The organism is Massilia aerilata (genome assembly GCF_042656905.1).
Classification (GTDB): Bacteria; Pseudomonadota; Gammaproteobacteria; order Burkholderiales; family Burkholderiaceae_D; genus Telluria; species Telluria aerilata.
Genome location: NZ_JBHSMZ010000011.1, coordinates 1 through 18,968 on the forward strand (window position 1 = coordinate 1; position 18,968 = coordinate 18,968).

16 protein-coding genes are annotated in these 18,968 nt (G+C 64.7%); 4 read left to right on the forward strand and 12 right to left on the reverse strand.

Going from position 1 to position 18,968, the window contains the following annotated elements:
- Window positions 1-581: 581 nt before the first annotated feature.
- From ACFPO9_RS16185 to ACFPO9_RS16195, 3 genes are read left to right on the forward strand one after another with little or no spacing between them, the layout of a single operon-like run.
- Window positions 582-2,576, forward strand: coding sequence for a sigma-54-dependent Fis family transcriptional regulator (locus tag ACFPO9_RS16185; RefSeq protein ID WP_379772150.1), 1,995 nt, complete (start codon window positions 582-584; stop codon window positions 2,574-2,576).
- Window positions 2,577-2,584: 8 nt separating this feature from the next.
- Window positions 2,585-3,178 carry a cytochrome b gene (locus ACFPO9_RS16190; protein ID WP_379772151.1) on the forward strand — a complete coding sequence of 198 codons (594 nt, stop codon included), beginning with the start codon at window positions 2,585-2,587 and terminating at the stop codon, window positions 3,176-3,178.
- Complete coding sequence (locus tag ACFPO9_RS16195) at window positions 3,175-4,143, forward strand: beta-propeller fold lactonase family protein (RefSeq protein ID WP_379772152.1); 969 nt, start codon at window positions 3,175-3,177, stop codon at window positions 4,141-4,143. The genes ACFPO9_RS16190 and ACFPO9_RS16195 overlap by 4 nt, the downstream gene beginning before the upstream one ends.
- On the opposite strand, the gene ACFPO9_RS16200 is transcribed toward ACFPO9_RS16195, so the two are convergent.
- The 8 genes from ACFPO9_RS16200 to ACFPO9_RS16235 form a co-directional block, all read right to left on the reverse strand.
- A complete protein-coding gene (locus tag ACFPO9_RS16200) occupies window positions 4,140-5,117 on the reverse strand; it encodes an ATP-grasp domain-containing protein (RefSeq protein WP_379772153.1) in 978 nt (325 codons plus the stop codon). The genes ACFPO9_RS16195 and ACFPO9_RS16200 overlap by 4 nt on opposite strands.
- A gap of 30 nt (window positions 5,118-5,147) precedes the next feature.
- Window positions 5,148-5,846: a hypothetical protein gene (locus ACFPO9_RS16205; RefSeq protein WP_379772154.1), complete on the reverse strand. Its 699-nt coding sequence runs from the start codon at window positions 5,844-5,846 to the stop codon at window positions 5,148-5,150.
- Window positions 5,847-5,857: 11 nt separating this feature from the next.
- Window positions 5,858-6,760, reverse strand: a complete 903-nt coding sequence (locus ACFPO9_RS16210) for a quinoprotein dehydrogenase-associated putative ABC transporter substrate-binding protein (protein WP_379772155.1) — start codon at window positions 6,758-6,760, stop codon at window positions 5,858-5,860.
- Window positions 6,757-7,170 carry a c-type cytochrome gene (locus ACFPO9_RS16215; RefSeq protein WP_379772156.1) on the reverse strand — a complete coding sequence of 138 codons (414 nt, stop codon included), beginning with the start codon at window positions 7,168-7,170 and terminating at the stop codon, window positions 6,757-6,759. Before ACFPO9_RS16215 ends, ACFPO9_RS16210 begins: the two co-directional genes overlap by 4 nt.
- Before the next feature lie 85 nt (window positions 7,171-7,255).
- On the reverse strand, window positions 7,256-9,061 hold the full coding sequence (locus tag ACFPO9_RS16220) for a methanol/ethanol family PQQ-dependent dehydrogenase (RefSeq protein WP_379772157.1): 1,806 nt from the start codon (window positions 9,059-9,061) through the stop codon (window positions 7,256-7,258).
- A 24-nt stretch (window positions 9,062-9,085) separates the two neighbouring features.
- On the reverse strand, window positions 9,086-9,430 hold the full coding sequence (locus ACFPO9_RS16225) for a hypothetical protein (protein WP_379772158.1): 345 nt from the start codon (window positions 9,428-9,430) through the stop codon (window positions 9,086-9,088).
- Window positions 9,427-9,999 (reverse strand): S-(hydroxymethyl)glutathione synthase, encoded by a 573-nt coding sequence (gene gfa / locus ACFPO9_RS16230; RefSeq protein ID WP_379772159.1) that lies wholly within the window; start codon window positions 9,997-9,999, stop codon window positions 9,427-9,429. The genes ACFPO9_RS16225 and gfa overlap by 4 nt, the downstream gene beginning before the upstream one ends.
- A 35-nt stretch (window positions 10,000-10,034) precedes the next feature.
- Window positions 10,035-11,141, reverse strand: coding sequence for an S-(hydroxymethyl)glutathione dehydrogenase/class III alcohol dehydrogenase (locus ACFPO9_RS16235; RefSeq protein WP_379772160.1), 1,107 nt, complete (start codon window positions 11,139-11,141; stop codon window positions 10,035-10,037).
- A gap of 280 nt (window positions 11,142-11,421) precedes the next feature.
- On the opposite strand from ACFPO9_RS16235, the gene ACFPO9_RS16240 reads away from it, so the two are divergent.
- Window positions 11,422-13,554: a TonB-dependent receptor family protein gene (locus tag ACFPO9_RS16240; RefSeq protein WP_379772161.1), complete on the forward strand. Its 2,133-nt coding sequence runs from the start codon at window positions 11,422-11,424 to the stop codon at window positions 13,552-13,554.
- On the opposite strand, the gene ACFPO9_RS16245 is transcribed toward ACFPO9_RS16240, so the two are convergent.
- The 4 genes from ACFPO9_RS16245 to ACFPO9_RS16260 all read right to left on the reverse strand — a co-directional run bounded on the left by ACFPO9_RS16245 (window position 13,555) and on the right by ACFPO9_RS16260 (window position 18,717).
- A complete protein-coding gene (locus ACFPO9_RS16245; protein WP_379772163.1) occupies window positions 13,555-15,807 on the reverse strand; it encodes a TonB-dependent receptor in 2,253 nt (750 codons plus the stop codon). It abuts the gene before it with no gap.
- A 175-nt stretch (window positions 15,808-15,982) separates the two neighbouring features.
- Window positions 15,983-17,389 carry a TonB-dependent receptor domain-containing protein gene (locus ACFPO9_RS16250; protein ID WP_379772164.1) on the reverse strand — a complete coding sequence of 469 codons (1,407 nt, stop codon included), beginning with the start codon at window positions 17,387-17,389 and terminating at the stop codon, window positions 15,983-15,985.
- Window positions 17,390-17,452: 63 nt separating this feature from the next.
- Window positions 17,453-18,142: a hypothetical protein gene (locus tag ACFPO9_RS16255; protein ID WP_379772165.1), complete on the reverse strand. Its 690-nt coding sequence runs from the start codon at window positions 18,140-18,142 to the stop codon at window positions 17,453-17,455.
- Window positions 18,139-18,717, reverse strand: a complete 579-nt coding sequence (locus ACFPO9_RS16260; protein WP_379772167.1) for a TonB-dependent receptor plug domain-containing protein — start codon at window positions 18,715-18,717, stop codon at window positions 18,139-18,141. Before ACFPO9_RS16260 ends, ACFPO9_RS16255 begins: the two co-directional genes overlap by 4 nt.
- Window positions 18,718-18,968: the final 251 nt, after the last annotated feature.

The window sequence follows — 18,968 nt, forward strand, 5'->3', positions numbered from 1 at the left end:
AACGTTATACTTTTTGTGAACATTTGATAATTTAAGCATTCAGCAATCACTTACGTGACTGCTGGCACCTCATCAAACGCCCACACTTATCGACTGTTGATTGTTAAAGATCGTTGGCTCCCGCCGAGGGCGGTACTGCCTTGCTGTAGTCTGCGAATCGTTGTGTTCGTCAGCAGCAGAGAAGTGAGATTATGCAGTGTTTCGCTTGACTCGTCAACTCATCCTTTTCAACGGTGCACACTCGTTTTGGAGTTTTTCGTGCGCCGCCGAAGCAGGACGCGAACTATAGCAAATCCTGTGGCAGGCGCACAAGTGCTGTTGCGCCGACGACGCATCCAGAAACTACAGACCACGATGCCAGCCCGGGGTTCCCATTAATTCGACTTTTCCTGATACCCATCTGGATTCCAAGAAGTCAGGCGTTGCCAGCAAAAGCGGCGAGTGAAAATACCGGGAACAGCTTGAACTATTTGCTGCCGGGAGTAGTATCTGGTGCTGTGGTTGCAACTCGATGACAGTCCATACAATAACAAACCGTGGCGGCCCCAGGTGTCGCCATGAGTGAGGACGCAGGAGACAGCATGCCGAACTTTGCCGTGGAGCACGTCAACCGTGTCCGCTCGGTTGTCCAGAGCCGGAATGGACGCGAACGCACAGCAACAGCCAACCGTATCACCCAGTCCTGGATTCGGTGTCTCGACGAATACCGGCTCGACCCCGGTACTTGTGCGGAGCCGGAAGTGGTCTCTCCCGCCGAATTGCGGGAACGCCAGGAACGGCTTGCCGATGTCCAGGCGGTCGCCAAGGTCGAAATGGCCAATCTGTATCAGCAGCTGGCGGGTTCCGGCTACGCGATCATGCTGACCGACCGTGAAGGCGTGCTGCTCAACTATTTCGGCGATCCCGCCTTTACGCACGCGGCATCGAAAACCGGCCTGATGCCAGGCGCGGTGTGGAGCGAACGGGCCCAGGGCACCAACGGCATGGGCACCTGCCTGTTCGAGCGGCGCCCGGTGACCGTGCACCAGGACGAGCATTACCTCTCGCGGAACACCGGCCTGTCCTGCGCCGCGGCCCCGATCTTCGACCATGAAGGCGAGCTCGTCGGCGTGCTGGACGCTTCAGGCGAATCGCGCCTGGCCCAGCAACATACGCTGGCATTGGTCAGCATGTCGGTACAGATGATCGAAAACCGGGTCTTCCTGCACCAGTTCCGCCATGATTTCATCCTGCGCTTTCATAACCGTCCGGAATTCGTCGGCACCCTGAGCGAAGGGGCGATCGCCCTGAGCGTGACGGGCAAGGTGCTGGCCGCCACCCGCTGCGCCCTGTTCCAGCTCGGCTTTACCGACCGTGCGGAGATCGTCGGCCGCGATATCACCGAACTGTTCAACATCACCTTCCCCGGCCTGATCGACAGCACGGTCAGGAAAGCCTTCCACCCGGTGCCGGTTTTTGAAATTCGCAACGGCGCGCGCTTTTTCGCCGTGGTGTACCAGCCGCTGTCGACCTCGGGTGTACGCCATGCGCCGAATATCGGCCTGCTGCCCGGTGCCGCCGCCAGGGAAGCGCCCGCAGCCCCGCCCGACAGCCCGCTCGACCGCTTGCAGCTCGGCGACCCGGTCATGGCGGCCAACGTCGACAAGGCCAAGCGGGTCCTCGAACGGAATGTGGCGATCATGCTGCTGGGCGAGACCGGCACCGGCAAAGAGATGTTCGCCCGCGCCATCCACGCGTCCGGCAGCCGCGCCAACCGTCCTTTCATTGCGATCAATTGCGCCTCGATACCAGAGTCGCTGATCGAAAGCGAGCTGTTCGGCTACCGCTCCGGCGCCTTCACCGGCGCCAGCAAGGAAGGCCAGCGCGGCAAGCTGCTGCAGGCGAATTCCGGCACCCTCTTCCTCGATGAGATCGGCGACATGCCGGTCGCCCTGCAGGCGCGCCTGCTGCGGGTGCTCGAGGAACGCGAGGTGATCCCGCTCGGCAGCGAGACCCCGGTCAAGCTCGACATCCGCCTGGTCAGCGCCACCCACTGCGATCTGCCGAAAAAGATCGCGCTGGGCGAATTCCGGGAAGACTTGTATTACCGCTTGCAAGGTGTGACGCTCACCCTGCCGCCGCTGCGCGAACGCGCCGACCGCGGTGCACTGATACGCCACCTGGCCGCCGAGGAAAGCGACGAGGACAGCCCGGTCGAGCTCGATGCGCGCCTGCTGTTCCTGCTCGAGCAGCAGCGCTGGCCCGGCAACGTGCGCCAGCTGCGTCACCTGCTGCGCAGCATGATCGCATTGCGCGAGACCGATCGCCTGAGCGTGCGCGACCTGCCGCCCGAATACCAGGCTGGCGCCGCTGACCTTGCACTGGCGCCGGGCGAGGAACCGGCGCCGGAGCCGCCGGTCGAAACCAGTTTGAACACGCTTGAAAGCGCCGAGCGCCGCGCATTGCTGCAGGTACTCCAGCGCCACGAGTGGAATCTGAGCGGCGTTGCCCGTGAGCTGGATATCAGCCGCAACACGCTCTATCGCAAGCTGCAGCGGCTGAATATCAAGCCACCCGAAAAGTCCCTGGTTCACTAGACGGTTCCATGTCCAAGCCCACACGCGACCACTACACCAGGACCGCCATCGCCCTGCACTGGCTGATCGCCCTGCTGCTGCTCGGTCAGTTCGCCTTCGGCCTGATGCTGGATGATATTCCGCGCGGAACACCCGATCGCGGCCTCTACGTCAACCTGCACAAGAGCAGCGGCATCGTGATCGGCCTGCTGATCCTGCTGCGCATTGCCTGGCGGCTAAAGCATACGCCGCCGCCACTGCCGGCCGGCATGCCGGCATGGCAGCGAACGGCGGCCAGGCTCAGCCATGTCGCCCTCTACCTGTGCATGCTGGCCTTGCCGCTGTCCGGCTACCTGGCTTCGAATTTCAGCAGGCATGGCATCAAATTCTTCAACATCGTCCGCCTGCCTCCCTGGGGGCCCGACGACAAGACGCTCTACGCCTTCTTCAACGGCACCCACCATGTCGCCGCCCTGCTGCTGGCCGGGTTCGTCGGCCTGCACGTGCTCGCGGTCGCCAAGCACATGCTGATCGACCGTGACGGCCTCTTGTGGCGCATGTGGCCGCGCCGCTCCGGGCGCGGTATTCACCCCCATCCCGAACTGCCTGTGGAATCCCGATGACCGTCAAGCCAAACCGACTTTTCTCGTTTGCCCCTTTCCTGCTGACGGCGCTGCTGGGGGCGCTGCCACCGCTCCTGCATGCCGAACCCTTCGCCTATGTTCCCAACGAGGGCGCCGGCACGGTATCGGTGATCGACACCGCCACCGACAAGGTGGTGGCCGAAATGGCCGCCGGCAGCAAGCCGCGCGGGCTGGCCGTCGGCGTCGACAGCCGCTGGCTATACGTCAGCGACCAGCCGAACAACCGCCTGCAACTGGTCGACCTCGTGTCCCGCAAGCCGGGCGCCGTCGTGACGCTGGGCGAGTCACCCGAGGGCGTGTCGATCTCCCCCGACGGGCGCTGGGTGGCGGCGGCGGTCGAAGGCAAGAACGATATCGCGGTGGTCGACACGCGCAGCAATGCGCTGGCGTTTTCGATCAAGGTGCACGGCAAGAATCCGGAGCACGCGGTGTTCAGCCCGAACGGCCGCCTGCTCTTCGTCAGCGCGGAGGAAGGCGACGCGGTCGACATCATCGATTTTGGCGCGCGCAAGCAGGTGGCCCAGGTGGCGGTCGGCGCCCGTCCGCGCGGCATCGGCTTCCTGCCCGACAGCAGCCGCGCCTATGTGGCGACGGAAAACGCGAACGAGGTGTTCGTCATCGACACCGAGCGCTTTGCCATCGTCGCCCGGGTCAAGGCCGGGCTGCGCGCGAACGGCATCGCCGTGCACCCGAACGGCAAGCAGGTGTACGTGTCGAACGGCGGCGACGCCAGCGTGTCCGTCATCGACACCGCCAGCAACCAGGTCGTGGCCACGATTCCGGTCGGCCAGCGCCCCTGGAACATGGCGCTGACCCCGGACGGCAAGAAGCTGTACGTGGCCAATGGCCGTTCGAACAGCGTTTCGGTGATCGACACCGACAAGCGCGTCAAGCTGCACGACATCCCGGTCGGCAAACTTCCCTGGGGCGTGGTGATCCGCTAGTCGCCATCCTCGCCAAGATCGACACTGACCGAGCGCTTTGCACTCAGCGGCCCGGGCATGGCCGCCGGCCCCTTCAATAATTCGATGACGAGGCCAGCCGGGTTGCGGCCGATCGAGGCGTGCAGACCGGCATAGGCCGCGGTGAGCCGCGGATTGACGTCGAGGACCACGGCGCCGTGCTCGGTGAGCACGAAGTCGACCCCGACATAGCCCCACAGGCTGGGAATCGCCGCGGCCACCTGCTGTGCCAGGCGATCAAAGGCGCCATCGTGGTCGCCCAGGCCATTCACCGTGCTGCCGAGGAAGTGGAAGCGGTTGTTGCGCATCGCCACCCGCTCGAGGTTGCAGCTCAAGACCCGCGCCACGCCGTCGCAGCACAGCAGGGACAGGCTGCCCAGCTTGCCGGCAATGAAGGGCTGCAGCACATAGCCCTCCGCCGCCGCGGCACGGATCCATGCCAGCGCCGCGGCGCGGTCGCTGAACAGGCGGATGTTGAAGCAGCCGGCGCCGTCATCGGGCTTGACGACCCATGCGCCGTGCTCGTCGGGCAGGACGGCATGCGGGCTGTAGGTGGCGGCGACCGGGACGCCGCCGTCGGCCAGCGCGCGCGCGACTTCGAGCTTGCTGGCCGCGACCCTGACCGCCCCCGGCGCGCTGCCCAGCAGGATGCGGTTGGCGCGCAGGATGTCGCGCGACAGGCGTTCCAGCAGCCCTTCCGATTCGATCGCCAGCGGCCACACGGCATCGGCCGCCTCCACCCCTGCCTCGAAGCGCTCGCTGAAGACCTGCTGCGCCTGGGTTGCGTCCTGCGCGGGCGGCAGCGTGGTCAGTTCGACGTCCGGCAGCGCCCGCAAATCGGCCTGCAAGGCCTGCAGCAGCATGTCGCCCTGGCGTCTGAGCGAGCGCGGCAGCCGTCTGGGCAGCGGCCCGCCGGCCATCGCGTAATCGAATGCGAATACTTTCAACGGCGCCATCGCATATCTCCTGCTGCTGTCTTCTGCCGCTCAAGGCTGCTTGGGAGTGACGCTGATCAGGGTCAGGGTTTCATCGATCATCGGTGGCGCAGCCGGCGCCGCACCGGTCCGCACGGTGTCCGGCTTCCCAAGAGAGCTGCGCAATTGATACAGACCGCCCGGCACCTGCTCGCTCAGGACGAAGGTGTAGGTCTTGTGCAGGTATTTTTCGAAGCGCGCATGCATCGGATCGTTCAGGTAGGGCTGGATGCGCACCGTCTGCGCCTGCACCGTCTTGCCCTGGTAGGTGAGCGGCTCCACGCTCAGCTGCGCGCCCTCGGCCAGCGCCATCCGTATCCGTTTTTGGAAATAGCTGCGCGAGCCGCCGGTCAGGCGCTTCATCTCGGCGATGTCGTGCTCGAGAAAGCCGAGCAGCACCGGATTGCCGTGGGCCTCTTCCAGCGCCGGGATTTCCTGCTTGCGCTCGCCGGTCAAGAAATGCAGGGTGGCGCGCAATTTACCGTTGATCCTGGCCAGGTCGAGCCGCACTTCATCCTTGAAGCCCGACTCCATGTTGCTGTCCTTGCGGAAGCTGTACACCAGCGTGGCCGGTGGCTTCACCTTTGCCAGGTGGTCGGTCTCGAACAAGAGCGTTTCGGCGGGCGAAATCTGCTGGGCCGCCGCGGGACCCGCGGCAGAGACCGCCAACACGGCAAGCACGGCGCCAGTACGCCATTGGGGGAAAAGCACGCGCGCATTCATCATGGCTTGCCCTGACGGCTGGATGGCAGCGCCCGCCCCTGCCCGTCGACCAGCGGCACGCCGTACTCGGCGAGGATGGCGTCGATTTTGGCCTGGTTGCTGCCGATCAGCTGGTCGATGCGCTGCCTGAATTCCTTGTCGCCATGACGCACCGCCATCGCAATCTCGTAATCGAGCTTCATGCCCGGACGCGAGGCAAGCGGGACGGCCACGATGGGCGCCGAGCGCGTGTTGTGCGCAAAGTAGCCCGCGATTGGCCCCCACACGAAGGCCGCGTCGATCTTGCCGCTGGCGAGATCGCGTTCGATGATTTGCCCAGGATATTGCTCAGCGTCGCCAGTCTGGTTCTGGTACCAGTCGACCTGGTCCATGAGCTTGTTCTGCAGCAGCCATTCCGTCACCGGCGAGGACGAGAACGCGCCAATCCTCAGCTTGCCGCGCTGCTCGGGCTTCAATGCCATCAGGTCGTCCAGGCTGCGCACGCCGTCCAGGCCCTTGCCCTTCACGTACACCAGGGCATAACTCGAATGGTAGTAAGGACGGGTGGTGGCGGCCATCTCGAAGCCGGCCGGCACGCCGATCACCAGGTCGCACTTGTAGCGGTCCGAATTGTCCACCTTGGCGCGCAGCGTGTTGCGGATGAAGCCGATCCGCTGCGGGAACCAGGTGTGTTCCAGCTTCCATCCCAGCTCCTGGGCAAGCAGGGCTGCGATCCTGTTCTCGAAGCCGGCCTCGGCGCGGTTCGAGAACGGCAGGTTGTTGGGGTCCTGGCAGACGCGCAGCACCTTGTCCTGCCCGGGGCCGGCGTCGCTGCCGGCCTGCTGGGCGACGGCCGGCCCTGCCAGGCAAAGCAGCGCCAGCGCGGCGCCCGCCATCCGGCCCAGGCTGCGGCGCCAGCTCATTTTCCGATCTCCTGCAGGCGGCCGGGCTGGATCGCACCATCCGAGCGCCCCTTCAGGTAGGCGTACAGGTTGTCGATGTTCTCGACCACCATCTTGCTGCCGTCGAAATTGGGCATGCCTTTATCGATGCGGCCATGCAGGACGGTTTGCTTGAACTGGTCCCTGGTGAGGGTTTTCAGGCTGTTCACGAGCGAGGGGCCGACCATGCCTTCCTGGGCCGCGCCGTGGCAGCGTTCGCAGGCCAGGGCGCGCCAGGTCTTCCAGCCGCTCAGGGTCTGGGCATCGACCTGGTTGCCGTTGGCGACCTTGTAGGGCGCGGCGCCGCCAGGCGCGGCATCGTCGTCGGCGAGGACGGGTACGGCGGCCACAAAGGCGGCCGCGCTCAACATCAGGGTGACGAATTTGTTCATGGCGATTTCCGGTAAGGACAGGGTACGGCCACCGGCATCCCGCGTGCCGGCGGCCGTTTGTTGCAGAGCTTGCGGACCACAAGGATCAGCGGTCCGGCAGGGCGAACACGGTCAGCACGCCGCCGAGCTCGGTGTACTTGGCCAGGTCCTTATAGCCGCCGACCGCGCCCAGGCCTTCCGTGCCCTTGGTCAGGCCCGCCGCAAGACCGATGCCGGCCCAGCCGCCGATGCCGGACAGCACGCCGATATACTGCTTGCCCTTGTACTCCCAGGTCGTGACGTTGCCGATGATGCCGGACGGGGTCTTGAACTTCCACAGCTCCTTGCCATTGTTGTCCACCGCCTTGATATAGCCTTCCAGGGTGCCATAGAACACCACGTCGCCGGCGGTTGCCAATGCCCCGCTCCACACCGAGAACTTCTCGGCCTTGGACCAGACGATCTTGCCGGCGCTGGCGTCCCAGGCGATGAAGTTGCCCATCCCGCCATGGCTGTTCGGCGCCGGGTACATCGACAGGGTCGAGCCGACATAGGGCTGGCCGGCCGTGTACTCGATCTGGAAAGGCTCGTAATCCATGCACACGTGGTTGGTCGGCACGTAGAACAGGCCGGTCTTGGGCGAGTAGCTGGCCGGCTGCTGGTCCTTGGTGCCGAGGGCCGACGGGCAGATGCCCTTCGAATTGACGTCGGGTCCGTTCTTGTCGGTGCTGTACTTCGCCACGACCACCGGGCGGCCGCTCTTCATGTCGATGTGGCTGGCCCAGTTCACCACCGGGTCGTATTTTTCGGCGACCAGCAGTTCGCCGGTCTGGCGGTCCATCGTGTAGGCGAAGCCGTTGCGGTCGAAGTGCACCAGGGCCTTGTGCGGCTGGCCCTTGACCTTCATGTCGACCAGGATCATTTCGTTGACGCCGTCATAATCCCACTCGTCGTGGGGCGTCATCTGGTAGACCCATTTCGCCATGCCGGTGTCGAGGTCGCGCGCGAAGATCGTCATCGACCACTTGTTGTCGCCAGGGCGCTGGCGCGGGTTCCAGGTGCTCGGGTTGCCGCTGCCGTAGTACACCAGGTTCAGCTGCGGGTCGTAGCTGTACCAGCCCCAGGTGGTGCCGCCGCCCAGCTTCCACTGGTCGCCCTGCCAGCTCTTGAGCGAGGAGTCCGAGCCCACCGGCGCCATCTTGCCGTTGGTCCAGGTCATGGTCTTGGCCGGGTCGAACAGCAGATCCTTGTCGGGCCCGGTGCTCCAGGCCTTCCACAACAGCTTGCCGGTGTTCGGATCGTAGGCGGCAATCCGTCCGCGCACACCGAATTCGCCGCCGCTGATGCCGGTCAGGAGCTTGTCCTTGAAGATGTGCGGCGCATTGGTGGTGGTTTCGCCGATCTTCGGATCGCCGACTTTCGTCTTCCACAGCTCGGCCCCGGTCTTGGCGTCCAGCGCCACCAAAGTGGTGTCGGCCTGCTGCAGGAAGATCTTGCCGTTCGAGTAGGCCAGGCCGCGGTTGACGGTGTCGCAGCACATCACCGGGATCACGGTCGGGTCCTGCTTCGGCTCGTACTTCCACTTGATGCCCTGGTCTTCGAGCGAGATCGCGAACACCTTGTTGGGGAAGGGGCTGTGCAGGTACATCGTGTCGCCGATCACCAGCGGTCCGCCTTCGTGGCCGCGCAGCACGCCGGTCGAGAAGGTCCAGGCCACCTGCAGGTTCCTGGCGTTCTTGCTGTTGATTTGCTTGAGCTCGCTGTACCGCTGGTTGCTCAAGCTGCCGGCCTGCATCGCCCAGTTTTTCGGATCCTTGCTCAACTGGGCCACGTCGGAGTCGGCTGCGAACACAGGCGAGGCTGCCAGTGCCAGACACGGCCACCAGCGTAAGAGTTTCGTTTGAAATGACATGTTAGTCTCCTATCGATTTTTATATCAGCGCTGCTGCACGTGGCAGGCCTGGTTCGCATTGGCCTGAATGGTCTTGTATTTGTCGGCCATTGCCCTGACCGAAGGGGGATCGCGGAAAGCGCCGCCACGCTCGCCCGCCAGCGACTGGTCCCGCAGGGCGGTCGACATCGCCACGAAGTCCTCGTACGACATCGCCTCGGCGATACGGTCGATCACGCACGAGCACTTGTAGAGGAACTCGTATTTGCCGTCGTGCTTTTGCATACACTCCAGCACGTACTCCATCCGCCCACTGGTCGGGTAATCATGGGCCTCGGCCATGGCAGGCCTTGCCAGGAGTGCCAGCAGAAGCAGGGGCAAGCGCTTCATAGGATTCTCTTGGCTTTTGCGACGTGAGTGGAAATCGCGTCCATCAGCGGCGGCGACAGGCAGTCGTAGGGCGGCAGGCCGATCTCGGTCAGGCGCGCGCGCACCGCGCCCATGTTTTCGGGACGGGCGCCGGACTCGATGATGGACGAGACGAAGGCCGCGAAGGTGGGCGCCGCCCAGCCGCGCTGGTTCGAGCGCTCGGTGTGCACGAAGTCGAGTCCGAAGAAGGGATGGGCCGTGTTCTCGATGCGCCCAACCATGTGCACGCCGCAGTCGCGGCAGGCATGCCGCACGATGGCGGCGGTGGTGTCGACCGGCTGCAGCTTGTCGCCGTTGGCGGTGACCTGCAGGTTCTCGCGCGATACCACCGCGACCTGGGAAAACAGCGAGCCGGCCGGCTTCCAGCACTTGGTGCAGCCGCATACATGGTTGTGCGCCACCTGTCCCTTGATCTCGACCGTCACCGGATCGGTCGTACACAGGCAGGTCAGGGTCCCGCCCGCGAAGTCCGGCGCCGCCTGCGGAATACCGTCGTCGACGGATGGGTGAATATGGACTGCACTGCTCATGATCATGTCTCCTCTTCTTCGTTGGACCGCCTTGGTTAATAGATCACTACCGAACGGATCGATTGCCCGCTCTTCATCAGCTCGAAGCCTTCGTTGATGCGATCGAGCGGCAAGGTATGGGTGATCAGGTCGTCGATGTTGATCTTGTTCTCCATGTACCAGTCGACGATCTTCGGCACGTCGGTGCGGCCGCGCGCGCCGCCGAAGGCCGAGCCCTTCCAGACGCGGCCGGTCACCAGCTGGAACGGACGGGTCGCGATTTCCTTGCCGGCCTCGGCCACGCCGATGATGATCGACTGGCCCCAGCCCTTGTGGCAGCACTCCAGCGCCTGGCGCATGGTCTGCACGTTGCCGATGCATTCGAAGGCGTAATCGGCGCCGCCGTCGGTCAGCTGGACGATGGTGTCGACCACGTTCTCGACGTTCTTCGGATTGACGAAGTGGGTCATGCCGAACTTGCGCGCCATCTCTTCGCGGCCCGGATTCAGGTCCACGCCGATGATCTTGTCGGCGCCGACCATCCTGGCCGCTTGAATGACGTTCAGGCCGATGCCGCCGAGGCCGAACACCACCACATTGGCGCCCGCCTCCACCTTGGCGGTGAAGATCACCGCGCCCACGCCGGTCGTCACACCGCAGCCGATGTAGCAGGTCTTGTCGAAAGGCGCGTCTGCACGGATTTTCGCCAGGGCGATTTCCGGGACCACGATGTAATTCGAGAAGGTTGAGGTGCCCATGTAGTGGTAGATGGGCTTGCCGTCCAGCAAGAAGCGCGAGGTCGCGTCCGGCATCAGTCCGCGCCCTTGCGTGCTGCGGATCGCCTGGCACAGGTTGGTCTTGCGCGAGAGGCAGAATTTGCACTGGCGGCATTCCGGGGTGTAGAGCGGGATCACATGGTCGTCGCGCTTGACGGAGGTGACGCCCGGACCGGTCTCGAGGACGATGCCCGCGCCTTCGTGGCCGAGGATGGCCGGGAAGATGCCCTCCGGGTCGGCGCCCGACAAGGTGTACCAGTCGGTGTGGCAGATACCCGTGGCCTTGATTTCGACCAGCACCTCGCCGGCGCGCGGGCCTTCGAGGTCGACTTCGGCGATCTGCAGGGGTTCCCCGGCCTTCCATGCGATGGCGGCTCTCGTTTTCATGGTGTCTCCGTTGTGAATGGTCTTGTGATATGTCCGGCATTCGCAAGGGTCGTGCCAGGCATGCCGCCGCAGGAAATCTGTACAGAGCGCGTATACGGCCGTGCCGGAATCGAGACACCCGGGCGTCAACTGTGCAAAACCTGAACAGGTGTCGCGCCGCCGAATGGGGTGGGCGGCATGCCGTGCACAATCGCGATGGGTGGCAGGCATATTGCTTGAACCGCAAACGAGAGGCACGCCGCTTGCGCGGGCCCGGCCATCAGTCCAGACAGGAGACAGGATGAATCGCGCTGTATGCGGAATGAACACCATCGCCATGCTGTGCGCCGCCGGGGCGGCCGCTGCCGAAGCAAGCCCATCAGGTGAAGCCCCGGGGATCCCGGTCGTCATCGTCACCGGCAGCCGCGTCGAACACGATATCTCCAATTTCCCGGCAGCCATCGACGTCATCGACGCGCGCCAGATCCGCGATACGCAGATGCGCGTCAACGCCTCCGAATCCCTGGTCGCGGTGCCGGGGCTGGTGATCCAGAACCGCCAGAACTACGCCCAGGACCTGCAGATTTCCTCGCGAGGCTTCGGCGCCCGTTCCACCTTCGGTGTGCGCGGCGTGCGCCTGATCGCCGACGGCATTCCCGCCACCATGCCGGATGGCCAGGGCCAGGCGGCCACCTTCAATCTCGACATGGCCGAGCGCATCGAAGTGCTGCGCGGTCCCTTCTCCGTCGTCTACGGCAACCACTCGGGCGGCGTGGTGCAACTGTTCACGCGCGAAGGACACGGCAGCCCGACCGCCGAGACCACCGTCTCCGGCGGCAGCGACGGCATGTGGAAGGTCGACCTGAACGCGCAGGGCGAAACCTATGGCATGGGTTATGTGGTCGACGCGTCCCGCTTCGGCACCGAAGGCTACCGCGCCCACAGCGCGGCGCGGCGCGACCAGGGCTTTACCAAGCTGAACTTCAAGCCGGATGCGGACAGCAAGCTGACGGTCAGCGCCAGCAACCTGAGCCAGCACGACACCCAGGACCCGCTGGGTGTGACCTGGGCCAGCTTCGAGCGCGACCCGCGCGCCGGGGAGATCGACGCCACCGATACCCAGCCCCCGAAGCGCACCCTGGCCGAGCGCTACGACACGCGCAAGAGCATCGACCACCAGCAGGCCGGCGCCATCTACGAGCGGCGTTTCGGCGAGGACCGCCTGCGCGCCATGGTCTATGGCGGCAACCGGAGCGTCATCCAGTACCAGTCCTTTTCGCGCGCGTTCCAGGCGCCGCCCACGCATTCGGGAGGCGTCGTCGATTTCGACCGCGACTTCTACGGCGCCGACCTCAACTGGCTGTTCGTGCGCCCGCTCGCCGGCGGCAAGCTCAGCACCACGATCGGCATCGACGTCGACCGCTCTCTTGATGACCGCAAGGGTTACGAGAACTTCATCGCCGACCAGTCCGGCGTACGGTTCGGCGTCAAGGGCGCGCTGCGGCGCGACGAAACCGACGTGCTGACCAGCGTCGATCCCTACCTGCAGAGCGAGTGGCAGGGCGGGCCCTGGGTGATCACCGCCGGCCTGCGCCACAGCCGCCTGAAGGTGGAGGTCAGCGACCGCTTCCTCAGCAACGGCAATGACAGCGGCAGGATCGATTACCGCCGGACCACGCCGGTGCTCGGCGTTCTGTACAAGGTCGATCGCGGCCTGAATCTGTACGCGAGCGCGGCGCGCGGCTTCGAGACGCCGACCTTGAACGAATTGTTCTATTCGAGCGGCGGCGCCGGTTTCAATTTCCGGCTGGCACCGGCCAGGAGCCGCCACCTGGAGCTGGGCGCCAAGGCCGTGCTGGGCAGCGACACCCGGATCGACGCGGCCTTGTTCCAGGTCCGCACCGACGACGAACTGGTGGTCGACAGCTCAGTGGCCGGACGCACCAGCTATCGCAATGCGGCCCAGACCCTGCGCCGCGGCGCCGAGGTCTCGCTCGACACCAGTCTCGCGGCGGGCTGGAGCGCGCGGCTGGCCCTCAGCATGCTGCGCGCGACCTATGAAACCGGCTTCGGCGCGGTGCAGCCGGGCAGCCGCCTGCCGGGCGTGCCGCGCGCCAGCCTGTATGGCGAACTCGCCTGGAAAGAAGCCGGCGGACGCTTCGGCGCGGCGCTCGAGACCGTCGCGAACGCCAAGGTCTTTGCGGAGGACACGAATACGGAGCGGCCAGCGCCGGGCTACGCGGTGCTCAACCTGCGGGTGCAGGCCCGCCAGGAAGTCGAGCGCTGGCGTTTTAAACAGTTCCTGCGGCTGAACAACCTGTTCGACCGCCAGTATGTGGGCTCGGTCATCGTCGGCGACGCCAACAAGCGCTATTACGAAGCGGCGCCGGGCCGGCTATGGGCGGCGGGCTTGACGGCCGAATACCGCTTCTGATCAGAAGCGGTAGCGCAGGCCGGCGACGATGGTGCGCGGTGCGCCGGGCGCGACGAAGCGCGCGTGCCCGGCCTCGCCCTCTTCTTCCTGCGGCGCGCGCAAGCGGCCATTCGGAAACAGGTCCGGCGCCACCGCGCCATAGCTTTCGTAGCGGCGGTCGAACACATTGCTGACGCGCGCAAAGAGTTCCCATTTGTCGGCCGGGCGGTAGCTGGCGCGCAGGCCGAGCAGCAGATAGCCGTGCACGCGCCAGTCGGCGCGCTGCGCGGCCTCGCCCTCCTCCACATCCGCGGTCAAGCCATCCTCGTTCCCTTGCGTGACCAGGCTCGACACCGCATGCAGGTCGGCGCCAATCGTCCATTCCGGGCGCAGGTTCCAGTCCAGCGACAGCTTGGCGCTGTGGTGCGGCAAGCCCGCCATCTGCGTGCCGCGCCGCACCTGGACATGGCGCGCGCCGGTGAACAGTTCGCCGTCGGCGTCGTACACCGCCTGCAGGTAGCTGTAGGCGATACGGATGCCGAGGCGGCCGGACTGGCGGCTCAGCAGGGCATCGAGGCCCTGGTGGCGGGTGCGCTCGAAATTCGCAAAATAGCCCTGGCGCGAGGGAGAACTGAGGAAGAGGATATCGTCGCGGTTGACGGTGCGGTGCAGGGACAGCGAATAGCTGCCGGATGCGTCCTCGTCCTGGAAGCGGCCGCGCGCGCCCGCCTCCATCGTGCGCGCCACCACCTGCTTCAGGTAAGGATCGGACTGCAGGCCGACCGGCAGGCGGCAGGGATTGTCCGGATCCGCGCAGCCGAGTTCGATCACCGTCGGCACGCGGTTGCCCTGCGCGATGTTGGCGAACAGCGTCGCGCGCGGGCTCAGGACATGGGTGAGGCCGAGCGAGGGGTTGAGGCGGCTGTAGACAAAACTTTCGGCGGGTTGCGGTCCACGTTCATTGCTCAGGGTATTGGCGACCCGCGTGCGGCCGTAGCGCGCGCTGGCGGTCAGCTGCGTGCCGGGCGCGACCGGCAGGCTGGCGGCAAGATAGACGCCGCCAGCCTGCGAAGTGCCGACCACCGATGAGCTTGGCTCGCGCGATTCGAGCGGATCGGCGATCACTTCGCGTCCTTCGGTGATGAAGGCGGCTTGCTCGAACTGGGCGTAGTGCACCTCGCTCCGGTCGACATTAGCGCCGGCATCCAGACGCACGCTGCCGCGCCGGGTACTGAACGCGAGGTTCAGGCCGCGTCCATCCTGGCGCGTGCTGGTGGTGTTCAGGACGCCAGGATGCTCTGCTGCCCTTTCCTCGACGTCGTCGCTGACGTCGCCGTTGACGGTGTCGCGGCGGCTGTTGCGGACATAGGCGACCACGCTCAGCTCGCTGTTAGGGTCGATGTGGCGGGTGAAATTGAAGCTGCCCTGCAGCAGGCGGTTGCGGGTCGTGTCCGGATAGGTATAGACGGCGCGCCGGTCGGCCTGGTACAGCGCGTCCGGCAGCAAGCCGTTGCCCAGCACGCGGCTGCGGCCGCCGAGCAGCGTGGCGCTCCAGTCGGTGCCGCCCATCGCGCGGCCGACCTTGAGGAGTACGTTCCCGAGCCGGCCGGCGGAATGATCGCGCCAGCCTTCGTCGTCGAACAGGGTGGCGCCGACGAAGCTGTGCCAGCCGCCGGCGCCCTGCCTGCCGTAGGCGAGGTCGGCGCGGCGCCGGCCGTGGCTGGTCAGCGAGAATTCGGCCTCGCCGCCCGGATCCGTGAGCCCGGACTTGGTCCTGAAGGCCAGCGCACCGCCCAGGGTGTTCAATCCGTACAGGGGGTTGGCGCCGGTGACGAGGATAAGCTCGCCGATCGCCGCCTCGGGCACCATGTCCCAGTTGACCACGTCGCCGAAAGGTTCGTTGACGCGCACGCCGTCCAGGTAGACGGAAATGCCTTGCGAGCTGCCCAGCACCGGCGATGCGCGGAAACCGCGGAAGGTGATGTCGTTCTGGAAGGGGCTGCCAGACACCTCGTTCACGTTGACGCCGCCCAGGTGATGGGCCATGAATTCGGCCAGGTTTTCGCCGCCCGCCTTGCGCATGGTCTTGTCGGTGGCCACTTGCACAGGGTAAGGCAGCAAATCCCGTTCGATGCCAAGGCCGTAGACCGGCGCGACGCCGACGACCTCGACCCGGGGAATGAAGGGCGCGCGGGTTTCTTCCGCGACGGCGGTGAACGGCAAGAATAAAAACACGGCCGCGGCGCATGCCGCAGGACCGGTTGGATGCGCCATTGTGTCCCCTAGTCTTGTGATGTTTAAGCTAAGACCAGCAAACGGCATGCCATGCGCACGCTGGCGTGACGGACAGGACAGATGTTCCGAAACGGTACAGCTGTTCCGGTGGCTGTGGCAAATCTGGAGCAGCGACGCCGCCGGGTTGGCGCCCGGCGGCATCGCGGTGACAGGCTTAGAACTTGTAGTTGCCCATCACATAGGCCTGGCGGCCCAGCGGATCCGCGTAGCGTGGGTCATAGCCGACCTGGTGGCCGGACGAAGCGCGCAGCGACAGCGGCGGCTGCTTGTCGAGCAGGTTCTTCACGCCCAGACGCAGCGTGATCGCCTGGCTCAGGCGGTAGCGGCCCTGCCAGTCAAGGGTCATGAACGAAGGCACGTCCAGGCGGATGGTCTCGTTGACATTGATCCCGGTATTGCGCACCGTCGCCGAAGCATCGGTGTAGCCGTTGCGGTAGTTGAACATGAGCGTGTTCGACAGCTTGCCGGTGTCCAGGGTGCCGCTGAGGCGGGCGATGTTGCGGAAGGTGACGCTATTGTTCACGCCAAAGAAGTCCAAGCTGTTGGTCCAGTGGTTGTCGGTACCCGGCAACGTGTAGTCCGACTTCAGCATGTGGGTGCCGTTGACCGTGGTGGTGAAAGTGCCCCAGTCGAACTTGTAGCGCGAGGTCGCATCCCAGTCGATGCCGCGGTTGTGCTGGCGGCCGATGTTCACGGACAGGGACTTGAAGGCCCAGTAGGTGTTGCCGGTCGACGGTTCCGTGTAGGTCGTGAACAGGCTATTGAACTTGACCGGATCGGCAAAGGCCTGCTGCTCCGAGATACCGGAGACGGCATCGCGGATCGTCACGTCCCACAGGTCCAGGCCCATCGACAGCGCGGGCGATGGTTCCAGGCGGATGCCGACGCTGAACTGCTTCGAGGTTTCCGGTTTCAGATTCTCGTTACCGCCGGACAGGACGTTGTACTGGGTCTTGCCGGGACGGCAATACTCGGCGTGCTGGATCGGGCAGGTGTAGGAGCCTGCCGTGAAACCGGCGTTCACCAGCGGCTGGCCGATGTCCAGCATGCTCGGCGCCTTGACGCCGGTGCCGAAGGAGCCGCGCAGCAGCACCGCCTGGGTCGGCTGGTAGCGCGCCGAGATCTTGTAGGTGCTTTTCGAGGCCTTCTGCCCCATGGTCTTGTTGACGATGCCGTTCTCGATCGCGTCGATGCTGTCGTAGCGCAGCGCGGCGGTCAGTTCGAGCTGCTTGAACAGCGGCGCCAGCACCTCGGCGAAGACGCCGTAGCTGCCGCGCTTCATGTCGTAGGCCGCCGAGGCGTTGAAGTTGTAGATGTCGGCGTCTTTCGCCAGCGGAGTCTGCTCGTAGTGATACTGGCGGTAGTCGGCGCCCACGCCCAGCTGGGCCGCGCCGCCGCCCAGGGCGAACAGCTCGTGCGAGGCGCGCAGGTCGGCGCCCTTGAGGGTCGTCGACGCTTCGCGGATCGAACCGTGGTACAGCGAGCTGGCGATCAGGGTCTTGGTGGCGTCGGTCTGGCCGCCGATCGCCGCGAAGGGATCGAAGGAGCGGTTCGCCAGCATGTCGCGGAATTCCTTGTCCTTCGCATAGCCGCCGACGTACTGCTCGTCGATCTTGTTGCGCGATCAGGTCAGGGCGCTGTTCAGGTTCCAGCCCGAGAAATTGCCGTCAGCACCGGCGACGAAATGGGTCGAATCGGTCAGGGTGCGGCTGTCGCGCGTGCCCCAGTCATAGGTACGGTAGTTGCCCGACACCGCTTTGACGTTGGCCAGCTGCTGCGCCGTCAGGTAAGGCGCGACATATTGGTTGTACATCGCCGAATTGGCGACGATGGTGAAGGGCGCGGTATTCGGCGCGATGCGGGCGGTGATGTCGAAACGCGAGAACGCGAAATCGGTGAACAGCTGCAGATTGTCGCTGACGTTCAGGGTGCCCTTGAGGAACAGGCCGTCGCGCTTGTTTTCCGGGACCACTTCGACGGTCTGGACGAAGTCGAAGGCGCAGTTCTGGGTCGTCGCCGTGTTGTTCAGGCTGACGAAGTTCATGGCCGGGCAATTTCCGGTCTTTTTCAGATACGGCGAGAAGCCGATCGAGGGGATATTGTTGTTGAAGGTCGCGGTGACGTTGGCGGGAATCGTCGCCGTGCTGGTGCGGTCGTAGATGTAGTGATTGCCGCGGAAGTCGAAGGGAATATAGGCTGTCTTCGCGAAATCGCGCTCGGTCGACTTGACCTGGCTCTGGTCGTCGTGGCGATAGGCGGCCAGGACGTTATAGCCCTTGGTTTCGAGATCGCCGAAACCGTAGCTGGCGCTCACATACTTGGAAGCGCCGGAGCGGCTGGTGGTCGGGTATTGTAATTCGCCTCGATATCGCCGCCCTGCTGGTTGCGCTTGAGGATGAAGTTGACGACGCCGGCAATCGCATCGGAACCGTACAGCGCGGAGGCGCCGTCGGTCAGGATTTCGACGCGCTCGATGGCGCTTATCGGAATTGCCTGCAGATTGACGGTGCTGCCCGAACCCTGGGGCGCCAGGCGGCGGCCATTGAGCAGTACCAGGGTGTAGCTTTCGCCGATATCGTGGATGGACGCGGTGACGCGGCCGCCCGAATTGGTGCCCGCCGAAATCGCGGAAATCGTGAAGCCCTGCATCGCCGGCAGCGCCTGGATCAATTCGGCGACGTTGGTCGCGCCGGTTTTGACGATGACTTCCTGCGACAGGATCTGGATCGGCAAGGCGCCTTCGGCGGCGATGCGTTTGATGGCCGAACCGGTCACCTCGACGCGTTGAACCGCCTGCTCCTGGCCAAATGCCTGGCCTGCAGCCAGCGCCGCCAGCACACCGACTGCCAGACGGACGGAACGCACGGTCGCTTTTTCTTTCAGTTTCATCTCTTTCTTCTCGCTTTTGTATTTGATTATGTAACGCAACAACCCAATTGCTCAGTTGTATGGTCATTATGTATTTACAAAAGGAAAACTGCATACATATACAGAACGAATGTGTATGTACAAAAACGTTTTGAGATGAATGACAGAGCGGCCGTTTGCGGCACCGAAAAGCAAAAAGCCCGTCCAGAATTAACTGGACGGGCTCTGCATAATAATTAGCCTGACGATAACCTACTTTCACACTGGTTGCA

Excerpts from the sequence above, each read along its gene's own strand:
- ACFPO9_RS16260 (WP_379772167.1), bottom strand. The coding sequence starts at position 18,717 with ATGAAACTGAAAGAAAAAGCGACCGTGCGTTCCGTCCGTCTGGCAGTC.
- ACFPO9_RS16220 (WP_379772157.1), bottom strand. The coding sequence starts at position 9,061 with ATGTCATTTCAAACGAAACTCTTACGCTGGTGGCCGTGTCTGGCACTG.
- ACFPO9_RS16200 (WP_379772153.1), bottom strand. The coding sequence starts at position 5,117 with ATGGCGCCGTTGAAAGTATTCGCATTCGATTACGCGATGGCCGGCGGG.
- ACFPO9_RS16210 (WP_379772155.1), bottom strand. The coding sequence starts at position 6,760 with ATGAGCTGGCGCCGCAGCCTGGGCCGGATGGCGGGCGCCGCGCTGGCG.
- ACFPO9_RS16240 (WP_379772161.1), top strand. The coding sequence starts at position 11,422 with ATGAATCGCGCTGTATGCGGAATGAACACCATCGCCATGCTGTGCGCC.
- ACFPO9_RS16215 (WP_379772156.1), bottom strand. The coding sequence starts at position 7,170 with ATGAACAAATTCGTCACCCTGATGTTGAGCGCGGCCGCCTTTGTGGCC.
- ACFPO9_RS16245 (WP_379772163.1), bottom strand. The coding sequence starts at position 15,807 with ATGGCGCATCCAACCGGTCCTGCGGCATGCGCCGCGGCCGTGTTTTTA.
- ACFPO9_RS16250 (WP_379772164.1), bottom strand. The coding sequence starts at position 17,389 with ATGCTGGCGAACCGCTCCTTCGATCCCTTCGCGGCGATCGGCGGCCAG.
- ACFPO9_RS16185 (WP_379772150.1), top strand. The coding sequence starts at position 582 with ATGCCGAACTTTGCCGTGGAGCACGTCAACCGTGTCCGCTCGGTTGTC.
- ACFPO9_RS16235 (WP_379772160.1), bottom strand. The coding sequence starts at position 11,141 with ATGAAAACGAGAGCCGCCATCGCATGGAAGGCCGGGGAACCCCTGCAG.
- gfa (WP_379772159.1), bottom strand. The coding sequence starts at position 9,999 with ATGAGCAGTGCAGTCCATATTCACCCATCCGTCGACGACGGTATTCCG.
- ACFPO9_RS16225 (WP_379772158.1), bottom strand. The coding sequence starts at position 9,430 with ATGAAGCGCTTGCCCCTGCTTCTGCTGGCACTCCTGGCAAGGCCTGCC.
- ACFPO9_RS16195 (WP_379772152.1), top strand. The coding sequence starts at position 3,175 with ATGACCGTCAAGCCAAACCGACTTTTCTCGTTTGCCCCTTTCCTGCTG.
- ACFPO9_RS16190 (WP_379772151.1), top strand. The coding sequence starts at position 2,585 with ATGTCCAAGCCCACACGCGACCACTACACCAGGACCGCCATCGCCCTG.